A 13707-nucleotide genomic window follows, 5' to 3' on the forward strand; every position below is an offset into this window, starting at 1 on the left:
GGTGACCACTCGGGTATTGCGGCGCATCCCACGGCGGGCACAATCGCTGCATGCAGTCCTCGAGCGGGCCTACCGTGGCCGTTGTTTTGCCTGGTAGCGGCTCCGACGCCGATTTCGTCCTGCGCGCGTTCGAGCCCGCTTTCGCTGTGCTGGATATCACAACGATCGCGGTCGAGCCGGACCCACTGCAGGTGGTGGGCAGTTACCTCGCCGCGCTCGACGACGCGGCCGATCGGCACGGCGCAATCGTCGCCGCCGGGATCTCGATCGGTGCAGCCGTCGCCCTCGAATGGGCCGCGCGCCGACCGGCTGCGGCGGCCGCCGTTCTCGCCACCATGCCCGCCTGGACCGGGGCGCCGGACACCGCGCCCGCCGCGCACAGCGCGCGCTTCACCGCGCAGCGGTTACGCGCCGACGGACTGGACGCGGTCACCGAGCAGATGCGCGCAAGCAGCCCACCCTGGCTCGCCGAAGCACTCGCCCGGTCCTGGGCGCAGCACTGGCCGCACCTTGCTCGGGCACTCGACGAGGCCGCCGATTACACGGCACCCGACGCACCCCAACTGGCCCGTATCGACACACCGGTCGGCGTGGTCGGCGTAGTGGACGATGCGGTGCATCCCTTCGAGGTCGCCTGGCAGTGGGCGGCGCTGCTCCCGAATGCGGCTCTCGCCAAGGTCACGCTCGACGAGGTCGGCGCCGATCCCGCCACCCTCGGCCGGGCCGGAATTGCCGCGCTCACCGAACTCGGCTGGTCACACCTCGGCCCTTCGGACTGACTGCGGCGGGATCAGCGGTTCGATTCACCGGGATTTCGCCCGATCTGTTGCATCGCAGATCCGCGCCGGCGCTTCGACTTGGGTTGCCCCGAGCCGGGGGCCGATTCCCCTGCCGGGGTGTCCGCCGATTGGCCTGCAAGGGCGTTGGCCGAGGCCACCGGCGGCGGCTGTGGCGAATCCGCCTGCGAGGCGGGCGCTTCGGCAGGCACTTGCGGGGACGGGGCAGGCTGTTGGCCGGGCTGTCCCTGCGTGGCTTGCTGCGCCGCGACCTGCTGGTTGTAGGCGGCCGCGAGTTGTTCGGCGAGCTGGGTGGGCAGTACCACGGGCAGCGGCGCTCGCACCGGCAGCGGGTCGGTGCCGCGGCGCACCACCGTCTCGCGCAGCACGGCGCGCGACGCTGCGGCCAGCGGTCCGTCCGACGGGACACCCGCTCCGGGCGGCGCAGCGGCGACGAGTCGGACCATCCAGCGCGGTCCATCGACACCGACGAAACGCAGATCGGCAGCCTGGGTGGGCACGACGAGTTCGCGACCCCATTCCCCGGTCTCGATCGACACGGAAAGGTTCTGTTCGCGCATCGAATCGGCGATCTCGCCGACCACTTCGCGCCATTGGCCACGCGACTTCGGGGCGGCGTACGCGGCGACCGTGATCCGGCCGTGCGAAGTGGTCAGATGCACTCCCTGCGGGGTGCCGTCCGGTCCCATCTCCACCTGCAGCTGGGCGCCCTCGGGCACCGGAACCACCACGGACCCGAGATCGAGACGCTGCTCGAGTACCGCGGCGAGCTCGTCGTCCACATCCTCGATGTCGTACGGACCGATGCCCTCCGGAGCGGGCGGGTCCTGATCGTCGTCCTCGCGCTCGGCGGGTTCGGCGATGTCGGAGGGGGAGTCGCTCGCCTCGTCCTCCGCTCCGTCCCGAGCGGAACCCTTCTTGCGTCGTCCGAACATCGCTACGCCTCTTTCTCGATTTGCGGCTCGACGCCGGCCGCGGCCTCGGCGAGCAGGCTGCCGTGGCCACCGCTGGAGCCGTATCCGCCTGCTCCACGAGCGGTCTCGTCGAGCGAGGTCACCTCGACGAAGTCGACCAGTTCCACCCGCTGGACGAGCAGCTGCGCGACACGGTCGCCACGACGCAACTCGATCGATGCTCGCGGATCGTGGTTGATCAGGCACACCTTGATCTCGCCGCGGTAGCCCGCGTCGACGGTGCCTGGCGTGTTTACCACCGAGAGGCCGCACTTTGCGGCAAGGCCGGAGCGGGGATGGATCAAACCGACCGTCCCCACCGGCAGTGCGATGGCGATTCCGGTGCCGACCAGCACGCGCTCGCCGGGCTCGATAATCACGTCCTCGGTCGTGCACAAGTCCACGCCGGCATCACCGGGATGTGCCCGCCGGGGGATCTCGATGCCGGGATCGAGGCGGAGCAGAGGTACCGGTTCGAGTCCCATCACGAGGTCCGACATTACGCGCAGCTGCCCCTTCTCTAGGCTTGGTCCGTGCCAGAACGATCGAGTCCGACGCCGGTTGACGCTGACGGCACCGGCGCAGTCCGCTATTCCGAGCGTCTGTGGGTACCGCTGTGGTGGTGGCCAATTGCGTTCGGCATCACAGCATTGCTCGCCGCGGAAATCGACATGGGCGTGCGCGCAGTACCGGGTTGGCTGCCGTATCTGCTGCTGGCGCCGGTGCCGATCTGGGTCCTGATGTGGTTGAGCCGGTTGCGGGTGGAGGTTGTTATCCCCCGCGACGCGGTCGCCGAGCTGATGGTCGGGCGCGCGCACCTTCCGGTGGATGTGATCGCCCGCGCGGCCGGGGTGCCCGGGAGCGCCAAGAGCGCGGCACTCGGCAGGCAGCTCGACCCGGCCGCGTACGTGCAACACCGCGCGTGGATTCGGCAGATGATTCTGGTGGTTCTCGATGATCCGGACGATCCAACGCCGTATTGGCTGGTGAGTACACGACGCCCGGATCGGCTGCTCGCGGCGCTGAACGACGCCGGCGCAGCCCACTGATCACGGATCGGTCCTTCCCGGATCGACGCCGGCCCGGAGCCGAATGCCGATCCGATCAGGCCGCGCAGTCCATGCAGACGAGCTGACCATTCGCCGAACTCGCGAGCCTGCTGCGGTGGTGCACCAGGAAGCAGCTCGAACAGGTGAACTCGTCGGCCTGCTTCGGAATCACCCGGACCGAGAGCTCCTCGCCGGATAGATCCGCGCCCGGAAGCTCGAACGATTCGGCCGTATCCGATTCGTCGACGTCGACTACCGCCGACTGTGCCTCGTTCCTGCGGGCCTTCAGTTCCTCCAGTGAATCCTCGGACACCTCGTCGGCTTCGCTTCGCCGTGGTGCGTCATAGTCGGTTGCCATACCGTCTTCCCCTCTGCCTTTCGTCGATCCCGGTCCGGCTGTGTCGAACGTAGGGTTCGGCCGGACCGCCGGTGGTGCGCAACTACTGTGTCCGAACAACGTCCGGGACCCGTGCAAAATGCCCACGACCAGGAACCGACCAACGCCGGCCCTTGCGTGTTTGTTCCCCGAACTAGTCGATCACTAAGCAGCGGATCTGCGTCCCTGAGCGGGCAGACTGTAGCGGAAGGTGCAGCACAAGCGGTAGTTGACGCCGCGCCGCGCCGGAACTGTCCACCAAATCGTCACCAAGTCATGAGCCAATCGAGACGTTGTGCGACCTCCCACACCCGCCGCACCTGCCGGTTTCGGGGGCGCGGCACGATTACAGTGAGCGACGACGCGGCACGGTGGAGGGAAGGGCGCTAGACGTGGTTTCACTGATCACCGAGGGTACGGCCACGGATCCGAGGGGCAGGCGGTTCGAGCGACGCCGCCCCATACCCTGGCTGATCATGGTCAGCGTGCTCGCCATGGTGTGCGGAATCGTCTGGATCGGTGTGTTCAACAGCACAGCGGCGAGCACCACCGCAATGAGCTGCAACAGTCCGGCGGTTCCCGCTTCGCTCGAGCCCGGCGCGGCCCCGACCGCCCCGCTCGGCTCCCGCGTCGGCGTCGGTCGCCTCGCAGACGTCGAACCCGCGGCGCTGTCGGCGACGAAGGTCCGGGTGTACAACGCCAACGGTCAGCGCGGCCAGGCCGCACATATCGCGGCTCAGCTGTCCGATTACGGCTTCGCCAGCGCGCCCGACGTCCAGGTCGGCAACGATCCGATCTACCTGGACCAGAACATGGAGTGCTCGGCACAGATCCGATTCGGGCCGAACGGAGCTGCGGCGGCCGCGTCGGTTCAACTGATCGCGCCGTGTGCCGAATTGATCGAGGACGCCCGCCCCGACGATTCGGTGGACCTGGCGCTCGGCAACTACTTCAGCGACATCTCGCCGAACAACGACGCCGAAGAGGTGCTGCGCACCCTGCGCGAAGCTCCCGGGGGGATGAGTTCGGCGCCACTCGACATCGACCTGCTCGAGGCGGCTCGCACGGCCCGCTGCTGAACCGTCCCGGGCTATCGGTGCGCCGGGATCGCGTTCAGCGCCCCCACCTCGCCGAGAATCATGAGGAACTCGTCGGCGATACCCGGCGCGCATGCCACGACGATCTCGCCCACCGCGCCCGGCGACGTCGGGTCGGGGACCACGATGCGCGCTCCTGCCTCCGCGGCGATCAGCGCGCCCGCAGCCCAGTCCCAGGCATTGAGACCGTGCTCGTAATGCGCGTCGACCAGTCCGGTGGCCACCATGCACAGATCCAGCGCCGCCGACCCGATTCGGCGAATGTCACGAACCCGCGGCAACAATTGCGCGACGAGATCGCCCTGTACCGCACGCCGTCCGGCGGCATAGCCGAATCCGGTCGCCACCAACGCCATGCCGACGGTGTCCACCGGCCTGCACCGCAGCGCGACGTCGACGCCGGCAGCGTCGGTCCGGGTGGCGCCGTGGCCACGCGCCGCGCTGTAGAGCACGCCTGCCGCCACGTCGATCACCGCTCCCGCGACGGAGCGGCCGTCGATCTGTGCAGCGACTGACACCGAGTAGGCGGGAATTCCGTAGAGGAAGTTCACGGTGCCGTCGATCGGGTCGACGACCCACAGCACACCGTCGACCGACGCCGAACCGCCCTCTTCCTCCCCGAGCACGGCGTCGCCCGGGCGCAACTGCTCGAGTCGCCGCCGGATCAACTGCTCCGCCTCGGTATCAACGACCGTCACCGGGTCGGTCGCGGTGCTTTTCGCTTGTACTGCTGCGGGTCCGGCCACCGCGCCCGCCGACTCGGAGGGGCCGAAAACCTGCGGCCGCCGCCGGCGAATGTGGTCGGCGGCTTCGGTCGCGACCTGGACGGCCACCGCCCGCAGGACGTATGGATCGGTTGTCTGCGACGGGGCGGTGTCGGTGGTGGGGCGCACCCGCCAATCGGACCATAGAAATCGCTTGGGACGCACTAGTGTGTGACGCGAGAGTGGCAGTGTCCGGTTCCCGCATCCGATTCAGACTCAGGAGAGAGCAATGCCGAAGGAAGGCCAACGCGGGTTCGGTATCGATGTCGGCGGCAGCGGCGTCAAGGGCGGCGTGGTGGATCTGCGGACCGGCGAGCTGATCGGCGAACGGATCAAGATTCTGACCCCGCAACCTTCGACACCCGACGCCATCGCCGAAACGGCGGCCAAGATCGTCGAGGAGGCGGGCTGGCAAGGCGCTGTCGGTCTCACACTGCCGTCCGTGGTCAAGGCAGGGAAAGTGCACACGGCGGCCAACATCGACCACTCGTGGATCGGCACCGACGCCGTCGAGCTGTTCTCGAATGCCTTCGGTGGCCGATCGGTCACCGTCCTCAACGACGCCGACGCCGCGGGACTCGCCGAAGACGCCTACGGCGCCGGCCGGGACGTGGCGGGCGTGGTGATGTTGCTGACCTTCGGCACCGGCATCGGCTCCGCGGTGTTGAACCACGGGATGTTGTTGCCCAATACCGAGCTCGGGCACATGGAGGTCGACGGCAAGGAGGCCGAGCACCGGGCGGCCTCCTCGGTGAAGGATCGCAAGGGCCTGTCCTACGAGAGCTGGGCCGAGCGTGTCACTCGCGTGTTGCGGCGATACGAAGAGCTGTTCTGGCCGGATTTGTTCATCGCCGGCGGGGGCATCAGCCGCAAGGGCGAGAAGTGGATCCCGCACCTCGACCTGCGGACTCCGATCGTTCCCGCGAAGCTGTTGAACACCGCTGGGATCGTGGGCGCAGCGATGGCTGCGGAGGGCGCAACAGCGACCGCAGCCGCCGCGCTTTCGTAGCGATCGATTTTGATCGTTACAATGGTTGTCGGCCGGCTGATAGCCGGTTCAACCCGACAGACCGCTCCGCCGGAAAGCACTCTGGCGTGACGCTGCACGACCTCGTCACGAAAGGGCGTACGTGGTAGCCACGAATACCCGTCAGACCGCCGATTCGCCCGTCGAATCGGATGGTACCGACGCTCCGGCAGAGTCCTCAGCCGCTGCAGTAGCGGCGCCTGCCAAGAAGGCGCCCGCCAAGAAGGCTGCCGCCAAGAAGACCACCGCCCGCAAGGCGCCGGCCAAGAAAACCGCGGCCAAGAAGACGGCTGCGAAGAAGACTGCGACGAAGGCCGCGGGCACGGGCGACGAGCCCGAGACCGAGGAAGTCGCCGACATCGGTGACCTCGACGTTCCCGAGGGCGCCCTCGCGACCGGCGAAGCCGAGGTCGTGGTCGCCGAGGCCGAAGAGGAGACGGCCGACGAGCCGACCGCGGCCGACAAGGCGTCCGGTGATTTCGTCTGGGACGAGGAGGAGTCCGAGGCGTTGCGCCAAGCGCGCAAGGACGCCGAACTCACCGCGTCCGCGGATTCGGTTCGCGCCTACCTGAAGCAGATCGGCAAGGTCGCACTGCTCAACGCCGAGGAGGAGGTCGAACTCGCCAAGCGCATCGAGGCGGGGCTCTACGCCACCTTCCTCATGGAGCAGAAGGCTGCGAAGGGCGAGAAGTACACCCCCACCGAACGCCGCGACATGGCCTGGATCTGCCGCGACGGAAACCGCGCCAAGAACCACCTGCTCGAAGCCAACCTGCGACTCGTCGTGTCGTTGGCCAAGCGCTACACCGGTCGCGGCATGGCATTCCTGGACCTGATCCAGGAGGGCAACCTCGGTCTGATCCGCGCAGTCGAGAAGTTCGACTACACCAAGGGCTACAAGTTCTCCACGTACGCGACCTGGTGGATCCGTCAGGCGATCACCCGCGCGATGGCCGACCAGGCCCGCACCATCCGCATCCCCGTGCACATGGTCGAGGTGATCAACAAGCTCGGCCGCATCCAGCGCGAACTGCTCCAGGACCTGGGCCGCGAGCCCACCCCGGAGGAGCTCGCCAAGGAAATGGACATCACGCCGGAGAAGGTGCTGGAGATCCAGCAGTACGCGCGTGAGCCGATCTCCCTGGACCAGACGATCGGCGACGAGGGCGACAGCCAGCTCGGCGACTTCATCGAGGACAGTGAGGCCGTGGTCGCGGTGGACGCGGTGTCGTTCACGCTGCTGCAAGATCAGCTGCAGTCGGTGCTCGAGACGCTGTCCGAACGCGAAGCCGGCGTCGTGCGGCTGCGGTTCGGCCTCACCGACGGCCAGCCACGCACGCTCGACGAGATCGGTCAGGTGTACGGCGTGACGCGCGAGCGCATCCGCCAGATCGAGTCGAAGACGATGTCCAAGCTGCGCCACCCGAGCCGCTCGCAGGTTCTGCGCGACTACCTGGACTAGCAACAACGTCGGAACGGGCGGGCGCGATCGGCGTCCGCCCTTTCCCATTTCGTAGGTGGACCGCTCAGGCCATCGTGTCCGGGAAGCGGTCCCGTCCGGCATTGCGCACACGGGTCACCAGGTTCACCGTCGGCTCGACCACCCGCGCCGCGACCGGCCCGATGATCGCCATCAACAGCACGTAGGCGGTGGCCAGTGCAGCCAGTTGATCGTCGACGGCACCGGCGACGACCGCCAAGCCGGCAATGACGATGGAGAACTCCCCGCGCGCGACCAACGCCGCACCGGCGCGCGCACGGCCGAGCTTGCGTACGCCCTGACGACTCGCCGCCCACCAGCCGGTGGCCACCTTGGTGGCGGTGGTGATTACCGCAAGCACGACGGCCGCACCGAGTACGGGCGGGATCAGGGTCGGGTCGGTGTTGAAACCGAACACCACGAAGAACATCGCCGCGAACAGATCCCGCAACGGTTCGAGCAGCTTGGCCGCACTGCGTGCCGTCGAGCCGGAAATGGCGATGCCGAGCATGAACGCGCCGACCGCGGCGGACACCTGCAGGGCGGAGGCCACCCCGGCGACCAGCAGGGCGGCGCCGAGCAACTGCAGCAGGAAAACTTCGCGGTGCTCGCTGTGCACGATCGCCGACACTTGCCGCCCGTAGCGCAACGCGACGACGAGGACAACGGTGATCGTGAGGAGCGCTATCCCGACGGTCTGCAGGCCGCCGATCAGACCGACCCCACCGAGAACGCCGGTCAACACCGGAAGGTAGACCGCCATCGTCAGGTCCTCGAACACCAGGATCGACAGCACCACCGGGGTCTCGCGGTTACCGAGCCGACCGAGGTCGGTCAGCACCTTGGCCACGATGCCCGACGACGAGATGTAGGTGACACCACCGAGCGCGAGCGCGCCAACGCTGCCCCAGCCGAGCACGTACGCCATGACCACGCCCGGTGTCGCGTTGAGCACGATGTCGACGACACCGGCCATCCACGACCGACGCAGACCCGTCACCAATTCCGACGCGGTGTATTCGAGTCCGAGTAGCAGCAATAGCAACACCACACCGAGTTCGCTGGCGAGGTGACTGAACTCCGAAGTTTCGCCGAGCGGGAAGAGCCCGCCCTGACCGAAGGCTAGACCACCGAGCAGGTAAAGCGGGATCGGCGACATGCCGACGCGGTTCGCGAGACGACCGAGGACTCCGAGGGCGAAGATAACCGCGCCGAGCTCGACGAGCGCGGTCGCGGTTTCATCCATCTCGGGGGTTGTCCGGGTCGGCGCGCGGGCGCTCGGCGGCCCCGCTCATCCGTGCGTAAGAATCTTGGCCGCGCCGTCGAGCCCTTCGGACGTACCGACGACCACGAGCACGTCCCCACCGGTGAAGGTGAAGTCCGGCCCGGGCGACGGCTGCAGCTGGCCGGCCCGCATCACGGCGACGATCGAGACCTTCGTGCGGGTCCGCATCCCGGTTTCACCGAGGGTGCGACCGTCGTAGGCCGAACCCTCACCGATCGGCATCTGTCGCGTATTGATGCCCGGCAGGTCGCGGTGCTCCTCCTGCAGCTGCGCGACGAGCTGTGGAGTGCCGAGGAGGTTGCCGAGCACGGCGGCTTCCTCGTTGGACAGCGGTACCTGCGCAGCGATGGCGTCCGGGTCGTCGGCCTTGGAGACGATCAGGTCGAGTGTTCCGTCGCGCCGCGACACCACGCCGATCCGGCGGCCGGACCCGATTTCGAAGTCCTTGCGCACCCCGATGCCGGGTAGCGGAGTCACTTCCACATTCACGATCCGAGCCTATCCCCCGCAACCGGACAAATGCGGCCAACCCGAGGCTCAGGACGCGACCGGTGCAAACGTCCCGTCGGCGTCCGGCTCATAGGATGTGACAGCTATCACAGCAGCGGCGGGCAGCGGGCCGTAGAGGTGCGGAAAGCGCATCGATTCGGGGTCCGACGGCACACCCGGCTCCCAGTGGACGGGCGATCCGAGCCGGACCGGATCGAGTCGCAGCAGCACCAGATCGGTGCGTCCGGCGAACAGCCGGTTGGCAGGCAGGTGCACTTGGTCGGGCGCCGACAGGTGCACGAATCCCTGTGTTTCAAGTGATTTCGGACGGTGCTCACCGGCGCGGCGAGCCTGCAACCACTCTTCGAGAGTGCAGATGTGCAGCAGGGTTTGCGTGCGCCGCGTCATGGGGACTCTCACCTCACTGCTGCCGGTTCCAACTGCGCCCGGTGTGTCCGGGGTGGTCCTGCGAAGGGTGAAACTACCTTGTTTCGTGTAAGTGACAACACAATCAACCGCGTGTGGGAACAACGCGCGATCCCCAAACGTCTGACAAAGTGAACGAACCGCAGCGAGCAAACATGCGGCGGAACGAGTACCAGGCTCGGTGCCACGGCATCGATGGCCAGGACGGAGGAGTCATGCCAGGAACTCTGATCAGCACCCCGTTGACCGCGGCCGACCGCTGTGATCGGTGCGGCGCCGCAGCAAAGGTTCGAGCTGTGCTCTCCTCGGGTGGGGAATTGTTGTTCTGCCAGCACCACGCGAACAAGCACGCCGAGCGCCTTCGGGAACTCGACGCGACGGTCGACGCGGAAGCCGCGCCGACCGACTGACGCCATACCGACGAACTGACATCTCAGTCCGTCCGACACCTTCGCCGACGCAGCGGGTGACCTTCGGGTCGCCCGCTGCGTTCGTATCCACCCGCGCCGCCCCGATCACCAGCGCCGCAGCGCCGCGATTCGTTCGGTCAGCTGGTCGGCCGAGGCGATCGCGGTCGGCGGCCCGCCACACTGCCTGCGCAGCTCGCCGTGGATGACGCCGTGCGGTTTCCCGGTGCGGTGGTGATGCATGGCGACCAGACCATTGAGTTCGCGGCGCAGCGCGCCGAGCCGCGCTGCCGCATCCGGCGCCGGGCGCTCTGCGGGGGTCGGCGGAGTCTGTGTTGCGATCTCCCCGCCGGCGGTACGAGCCGACACCTGGCGTGACTGGCGCTCGCGCAACAGCGCACGCATCTGCTCGGCGTCGAGCAGGCCGGGGAGCCCGAGATAATCGGCTTCCTCGTCGGAGCCGGAGAAGGTCGCCGTGCCGAATGACGAACCGTCGTAGATCACCTGATCGAGCTCGGCATCCGCGCCGATCGACGTGAAGAGCTTTTCGTCCTCGCCCGGCTCATCCTGCTGCTTGTTCGCCTCGACGAGCAGCTCGTCGTCGAAACCCTCCTTGGGCCGGTGTGGCTTGCCGATCACGTGGTCGCGTTGCGCCTCCATCTGGCTCGCCAGATCCAGCAGGACCGGCACCGAGGGCAGGAACACGCTCGCGGTCTCCCCAGGGCGCCGGGACCGGACAAACCGGCCGACGGCCTGCGCGAAGTACAGCGGAGTCGAGGCACTCGTGGCGTACACGCCGACCGCGAGCCTCGGCACGTCGACGCCCTCGGACACCATCCGCACCGCGACCATCCACGGTTGCGTGCTCGACGCGAAGTCACTGATCCGGCCGGACGAACCGGGGTCGTCGGAGAGCACGAGAGTGGGTTGCTCACCGGTCAGCGCGGTCAGCAGATCGGCATAGGCGCGGGCGTTGGTCTGGTCGCTGGCGATGACGAGACCGCCGGCATCCGGCATTCCCGCGGCGCGCAGCTGACCGAGGCGGGTATCCGCCGCGCGCAGCACCGACGCGATCCAATCGCCATTCGGGTCGAGCGCAGTTCGCCACGCCCTGGCGGTGTGCTCGGCGGACAGCGGTTCACCGAGCCGAGCGCTGTACTCCTCGCCCGCACTGTCGCGCCAGTGCGCCTCACCGGAGTACGCGAGGAACACCACCGGACGCACCACGCCGTCCGCGAGCGCCTCGGCGTAACCGTAGGAATGATCCGAGCGCGACCGTGGCAGACCCTCCTCGTCCGGCTCGTAGACCACGAACGGGATCTGACTGTCGTCGCTGCGGAACGGGGTACCGGTGAGGCCGACGCGGCGAGCGGCGTCGTCGAATGCCTCGCGCACGCCGTCGCCCCAGCTCTTCGCGTCACCGGCGTGGTGGATCTCGTCGAGGACCACCAGCGTGCGGCGATTCTCGGTGCGCACCCGGTGCCGGGTCGGATGGGCCGCCACCTGCGCGTAGGTGACCACCACGCCGTGATAGTCCGACGAGGTCTGCCCGGTGGAGTTCGAGAACCGAGAATCCAGCGCGATACCGAACCGAGCGGCCGCCTGCGCCCACTGATGCTTGAGGTGCTCGGTCGGTGCGACCACGGTCACCTGGTCGACCGTACGGTCGGCGAGTAGTTCACCGGCCAGCTTGAGCGCGAAGGTCGTCTTGCCTGCGCCCGGCGTGGCGACGGCGAGGAAATCGCGCGGCTTGGTGGACAGGTACTTGGTCAGCGCACGCCGCTGCCAGGCACGCATCGAGCCGGCTCCGTCGCTTCGCACGTCTTCCCCGACTCCTTCGCTGTGGAATTGGTCTTCACCGGTGATCGCCGCGAAGAGCTTAGCGGGCATCGACGACACCCGCGGACGGGACCGAGCCGCGACACGAGCCGGGCGATAGAGCGTCCGACGACGGAGTGCGGGATGCTTGAACCATCATGGGGACGACGGTGGAGCCCGGCGAGCAGCGCCCGGGCAGCGCAGCACGCGCCGAGTCCGGCGTGCCGGCAGACGCCGACGACCCGACGCTGCGTCCGGCCGGCACGGCCGAATCGCGCGCCCCCGGTACGGACGATCCGTTGTTCATGCGGCTGCGCGGCCACGGTCCGCTGCAGGTGACCTGGCGGCTCGTCTGGCGGGTGGCCACGAAGTCCTGGAACGACTCGATCTTCGGCCGGTCCGCGACCGCGGCGTTCTGGCAGACCCTGTCACTACCACCACTGCTGATCGGCCTACTCGGCAGCATCGGCTACGTCGGTGGCTGGTTCGGACCCGACACCCTCGACGTCATCGAGGCCAAAATCATCGCGTTCAGCCGCGACGCATTCAGCGAGGGCGTGGTGGATCAGCTCATCGCACCGACCGTCGCCGACGTGCTGCAACGTGGCCGGATCGGGATCGTGTCGGTCGGTTTCGTCCTGTCACTGTGGGCCGGTTCCTCGGCGATGGCGACTTTCGTCGATTCCATCGTGCTCGCGCACGGCCAGAAGGACTGGCGAAACCCGGTCTGGCAGCGCATCTTCGCGCTGCTCCTCTACGTCATGTTCCTGGTCACCGCGGTGTTCGTGCTGCCGGTGGTGGCGCTCGGACCCACGTTGATCGCCCGGGCGATGCCGGCGGACTGGCACTCGGTCGGGTCGGTGCTGGTCGACTACTTCTACTACCCCGCCGTCGCCCTCGTAGTGATCGTCGGCCTGACGACGCTGTACAAGCTTGCGCTGCACACCTCGCTGCCCTGGCATCGACTGCTCGGCGGCTCACTGCTGGCCGCCGGATTCTTCATCGCCGCGAGCGCCGTGCTCCGCCGCTACCTCGGCTGGGTCGCGAGCACCGGCGTCAGTTACGGCGCGCTCGCGAGCACCATCGCGTTTCTGCTCTTCACGTTCTTCCTCGGCTTCGCCGTCATTCTCGGCGCCGAGTTCAACGCGGTCGTCCAGGAGTTCTGGCCCGCCCGGGCCACCCGGATCGAGCAGATGCGGGACTGGCTAACGGCACAGGCGAACGACAGCACGACCATCGCGATGGCCACCGGGCCGCTGCGTACCGCGACCGACCGAGTCATCGACATGGTTCGCGGTGAGAATCGCACCAACACCGACGACGAGACCGACCCTGGATCGAACGGGACCGCACACCCGGACCCGAGCACCGCCCCGACGGCACGCGTAGACCCCGGCTCCGCCGGGTCGGGACCGCAGTTCGGTCACTCCTTGCGTAGGCCCTCGTAGACCTTCTTGCACTCCGGGCAGACCGGCGATCCGGGCTTGGCCGAGCGCGTCACCGGGAAGACTTCGCCGCACAACGCAACGACATGGGTGCCCATTACCGCGCTCTCGGCGATCCTGTTCTTCTTCACGTAGTGGAAGAACTTCGGAGTGTCGTCGTCGGTCGACTCGTCGGTCGTGACATCGGGCAGGACCTTGGTTTCGGTGCTCACATATCCATGATGCCGCAGCCGGGTCCCACCGGTCACCCGGGATTCGCAATCGTGCGCGCGCAGTGACAGAGTGGATGACATG

At 67.9% G+C, this 13707-nt stretch carries 16 protein-coding genes; 7 read left to right on the forward strand and 9 right to left on the reverse strand.

The window, feature by feature from the left end; genetic code table 11:
• The first annotated feature begins 50 nt into the window (after positions 1 to 50).
• The gene (locus OG921_RS05180; RefSeq protein WP_266111300.1) at positions 51 to 779 is read left to right on the forward strand and encodes an alpha/beta hydrolase; all 729 of its coding nucleotides are present in this window, start codon (positions 51 to 53) and stop codon (positions 777 to 779) included.
• Between the two features lie 11 nt (positions 780 to 790).
• Here OG921_RS05180 and OG921_RS05185 read toward each other — a convergent pair whose 3' ends face one another.
• Positions 791 to 1732 carry a DUF3710 domain-containing protein gene (locus tag OG921_RS05185; RefSeq protein WP_266111301.1) on the reverse strand — a complete coding sequence of 314 codons (942 nt, stop codon included), beginning with the start codon at positions 1730 to 1732 and terminating at the stop codon, positions 791 to 793.
• A 2-nt stretch (positions 1733 to 1734) separates the two neighbouring features.
• Positions 1735 to 2250, reverse strand: coding sequence for a dUTP diphosphatase (dut, locus tag OG921_RS05190; protein ID WP_266111302.1), 516 nt, complete (start codon positions 2248 to 2250; stop codon positions 1735 to 1737).
• Positions 2251 to 2283: 33 nt separating this feature from the next.
• Here dut and OG921_RS05195 point away from each other — a divergent pair, with 33 nt between their 5' ends.
• A complete protein-coding gene (locus OG921_RS05195; protein ID WP_266111303.1) occupies positions 2284 to 2799 on the forward strand; it encodes a DUF3093 domain-containing protein in 516 nt (171 codons plus the stop codon).
• A 55-nt stretch (positions 2800 to 2854) separates the two neighbouring features.
• Here the strand turns inward: OG921_RS05195 and OG921_RS05200 are convergent, their stop codons facing one another.
• Positions 2855 to 3157, reverse strand: coding sequence for a DUF4193 domain-containing protein (locus tag OG921_RS05200; RefSeq protein WP_266111304.1), 303 nt, complete (start codon positions 3155 to 3157; stop codon positions 2855 to 2857).
• Between the two features lie 410 nt (positions 3158 to 3567).
• Here OG921_RS05200 and cei point away from each other — a divergent pair, with 410 nt between their 5' ends.
• Positions 3568 to 4254 (forward strand): envelope integrity protein Cei, encoded by a 687-nt coding sequence (gene cei, locus OG921_RS05205; RefSeq protein ID WP_266111305.1) that lies wholly within the window; start codon positions 3568 to 3570, stop codon positions 4252 to 4254.
• A gap of 11 nt (positions 4255 to 4265) precedes the next feature.
• Here the strand turns inward: cei and OG921_RS05210 are convergent, their stop codons facing one another.
• Positions 4266 to 5165, reverse strand: a complete 900-nt coding sequence (locus OG921_RS05210; RefSeq protein WP_266111306.1) for an inositol monophosphatase family protein — start codon at positions 5163 to 5165, stop codon at positions 4266 to 4268.
• Positions 5166 to 5265: 100 nt separating this feature from the next.
• Here OG921_RS05210 and ppgK point away from each other — a divergent pair, with 100 nt between their 5' ends.
• Both ppgK and OG921_RS05220 read left to right on the forward strand, forming a co-directional pair.
• On the forward strand, positions 5266 to 6045 hold the full coding sequence (ppgK, locus tag OG921_RS05215; RefSeq protein WP_266111307.1) for a polyphosphate--glucose phosphotransferase: 780 nt from the start codon (positions 5266 to 5268) through the stop codon (positions 6043 to 6045).
• A gap of 121 nt (positions 6046 to 6166) precedes the next feature.
• Positions 6167 to 7525, forward strand: coding sequence for an RNA polymerase sigma factor (locus OG921_RS05220; RefSeq protein WP_266111308.1), 1359 nt, complete (start codon positions 6167 to 6169; stop codon positions 7523 to 7525).
• A gap of 64 nt (positions 7526 to 7589) precedes the next feature.
• On the opposite strand, the gene OG921_RS05225 is transcribed toward OG921_RS05220, so the two are convergent.
• Genes OG921_RS05225 through OG921_RS05235 form a run of 3 tightly spaced genes read right to left on the reverse strand, consistent with a single transcriptional unit; the run spans position 7590 to position 9725 of the window.
• The gene (locus OG921_RS05225) at positions 7590 to 8789 is read right to left on the reverse strand and encodes a cation:proton antiporter (protein WP_266111309.1); all 1200 of its coding nucleotides are present in this window, start codon (positions 8787 to 8789) and stop codon (positions 7590 to 7592) included.
• 45 nt (positions 8790 to 8834) lie between these two features.
• On the reverse strand, positions 8835 to 9317 hold the full coding sequence (locus OG921_RS05230) for a cation:proton antiporter regulatory subunit (RefSeq protein ID WP_266111310.1): 483 nt from the start codon (positions 9315 to 9317) through the stop codon (positions 8835 to 8837).
• 48 nt (positions 9318 to 9365) lie between these two features.
• A complete protein-coding gene (locus tag OG921_RS05235) occupies positions 9366 to 9725 on the reverse strand; it encodes a DUF952 domain-containing protein (protein WP_266111311.1) in 360 nt (119 codons plus the stop codon).
• Positions 9726 to 9958: 233 nt separating this feature from the next.
• Here OG921_RS05235 and OG921_RS05240 point away from each other — a divergent pair, with 233 nt between their 5' ends.
• A complete protein-coding gene (locus tag OG921_RS05240; protein WP_266111312.1) occupies positions 9959 to 10153 on the forward strand; it encodes a hypothetical protein in 195 nt (64 codons plus the stop codon).
• Positions 10154 to 10258: 105 nt separating this feature from the next.
• Here the strand turns inward: OG921_RS05240 and OG921_RS05245 are convergent, their stop codons facing one another.
• The gene (locus OG921_RS05245; RefSeq protein ID WP_266111619.1) at positions 10259 to 11947 is read right to left on the reverse strand and encodes a DEAD/DEAH box helicase; all 1689 of its coding nucleotides are present in this window, start codon (positions 11945 to 11947) and stop codon (positions 10259 to 10261) included.
• A gap of 326 nt (positions 11948 to 12273) precedes the next feature.
• Here OG921_RS05245 and OG921_RS05250 point away from each other — a divergent pair, with 326 nt between their 5' ends.
• The gene (locus tag OG921_RS05250) at positions 12274 to 13416 is read left to right on the forward strand and encodes a YihY/virulence factor BrkB family protein (RefSeq protein WP_266111620.1); all 1143 of its coding nucleotides are present in this window, start codon (positions 12274 to 12276) and stop codon (positions 13414 to 13416) included.
• On the opposite strand, the gene OG921_RS05255 is transcribed toward OG921_RS05250, so the two are convergent.
• Positions 13392 to 13625 (reverse strand): DUF3039 domain-containing protein, encoded by a 234-nt coding sequence (locus OG921_RS05255; RefSeq protein WP_266111313.1) that lies wholly within the window; start codon positions 13623 to 13625, stop codon positions 13392 to 13394. The two genes, OG921_RS05250 and OG921_RS05255, sit on opposite strands and share 25 nt — an antisense overlap.
• Between the last annotated feature and the right edge of the window lie 82 nt (positions 13626 to 13707).

It is taken from the genome of Aldersonia sp. NBC_00410 (genome assembly GCF_026342035.1).
In the GTDB taxonomy this organism is placed as follows: Bacteria; Actinomycetota; Actinomycetes; order Mycobacteriales; family Mycobacteriaceae; genus Aldersonia.

Coding starts and splice junctions, on each gene's coding strand:
- OG921_RS05250 (WP_266111620.1), top strand. CDS start 12,274: ATGCGGCTGCGCGGCCACGGTCCGCTGCAGGTGACCTGGCGGCTCGTC.
- OG921_RS05185 (WP_266111301.1), bottom strand. CDS start 1,732: ATGTTCGGACGACGCAAGAAGGGTTCCGCTCGGGACGGAGCGGAGGAC.
- OG921_RS05240 (WP_266111312.1), top strand. CDS start 9,959: ATGCCAGGAACTCTGATCAGCACCCCGTTGACCGCGGCCGACCGCTGT.
- OG921_RS05180 (WP_266111300.1), top strand. CDS start 51: ATGCAGTCCTCGAGCGGGCCTACCGTGGCCGTTGTTTTGCCTGGTAGC.
- OG921_RS05225 (WP_266111309.1), bottom strand. CDS start 8,789: ATGGATGAAACCGCGACCGCGCTCGTCGAGCTCGGCGCGGTTATCTTC.
- OG921_RS05235 (WP_266111311.1), bottom strand. CDS start 9,725: ATGACGCGGCGCACGCAAACCCTGCTGCACATCTGCACTCTCGAAGAG.
- OG921_RS05245 (WP_266111619.1), bottom strand. CDS start 11,947: ATGCGTGCCTGGCAGCGGCGTGCGCTGACCAAGTACCTGTCCACCAAG.
- ppgK (WP_266111307.1), top strand. CDS start 5,266: ATGCCGAAGGAAGGCCAACGCGGGTTCGGTATCGATGTCGGCGGCAGC.
- dut (WP_266111302.1), bottom strand. CDS start 2,250: ATGTCGGACCTCGTGATGGGACTCGAACCGGTACCTCTGCTCCGCCTC.
- OG921_RS05200 (WP_266111304.1), bottom strand. CDS start 3,157: ATGGCAACCGACTATGACGCACCACGGCGAAGCGAAGCCGACGAGGTG.